The 1,148-nt window shown below is 71.3% G+C and carries 2 pseudogenes; one reads left to right on the top strand and one right to left on the bottom strand.

Annotated elements, in window-relative coordinates:
- Positions 1 to 63 precede the first annotated feature (63 nt).
- Positions 64 to 966: pseudogene (locus EAO71_RS36085) on the bottom strand (peptidoglycan binding domain-containing protein); the annotation flags it as partial.
- Between EAO71_RS36085 and EAO71_RS36080 the strand changes: the two are divergent.
- Positions 961 to 1,148 (top strand): annotated as a pseudogene (locus EAO71_RS36080) (hypothetical protein); the annotation flags it as partial. The pseudogenes EAO71_RS36085 and EAO71_RS36080 sit on opposite strands and share 6 nt — an antisense overlap.

Raw genomic sequence — 1,148 nt, 5'->3', positions numbered from 1 at the left:
CCCCCCCACCAAGACGACCCCGCCCGGCGCGCGGCCGGGCGGGGTCGGGTGGGGCTTCGGGTCTCAGCCCTGGCCGTCGAGGTCGATGACCTTCGTGCGTTCCGCCGGGGTCTTGCCGAGCAGTGCCTCGCGCATCGCGAAGGCCACGTCGTCGGCGGAGACCTGGTGCTTCTTGCCGTCGCCCTTGGTGATCATGATCCCGTCGAAGACGCCGTCGAGGAGGCCCTCGATCGCCTGCTTGTCGTAGACCTCCACCAGGCGGCCGTCGACCGCCTTCATGGAGAGGATCTTCGGCAGGGACTTCGCCGGGCCGAACTTGATCTCCTTCGAGCCGGCCTTGATCGTGACCAGGCCGGACATCGCGGGCTCGGCGAACTCCTTCATGGCCCGGTCCAGCTCGGCCTTGGTGATCGTGGGCTCCCGGCTCACGACCGGCAGCTCGACCACGGACGCCTTGCCCGTCTCGACCTGGGCGCGGTACGCGTCCCGGACGGAGACCACCGAGCGGGCGACGTCCAGGCCCTTGCCCGGCTTGCCCTCCACGGCGGTGACCTTGCCCGGCGAGAAGACGATGGTGCCGTCGGTCGCCGAGCCGGACGACCCGGCCACGTCGGCGAGCGCGGCGGCCAGCTTCTCCTGGTCGACCGGGAGCTTCGGTTCGGCGACGCGCTCGCCGCCGAACAGGGAGCCGATCACGGAGACGGGGTTGTAGTCGCTGCCCGCCGCACCGCGGACGGTCTCCTGGCTGTCGAGGGAGAGTCCCGCCTTGTCCGGGGCGAGCAGGACCTCCTTGCCCCCGACGTTGAGCCTCAGCGGGGCTTTGGCCCGCTTGCCGAGGGCGGAGTCCAGCCGGTTGACGGCCTCCTCCTTCGTACCGCCGCCGATGTCGACGCCGAGGACCGTGGTGCCCTTGGGCACCTCGGAGTGGTTGAGCAGCAGGCCGGCGCCGTACGCGACGCCGAGGAGGCCGTCAACCGGCTGGACTCCGCCCTCGGCAAGCGGGCCAAAGCCCCGCTGAGGCTCAACGTCGGGGGCAAGGAGGTCCTGCTCGCCCCGGACAAGGCGGGACTCTCCCTCGACAGCCAGGAGACCGTCCGCGGTGCGGCGGGCAGCGACTACAACCCCGTCTCCGTGATCGGCTCCCTGTT

It is taken from the genome of Streptomyces sp. MS191, assembly GCF_008042125.1.
Classification (GTDB): Bacteria; Actinomycetota; Actinomycetes; order Streptomycetales; family Streptomycetaceae; genus Streptomyces.
The sequence above is the reverse complement of the archived record's forward strand: the minus strand, read 5'-3'. Positions and strand labels throughout refer to the sequence as shown.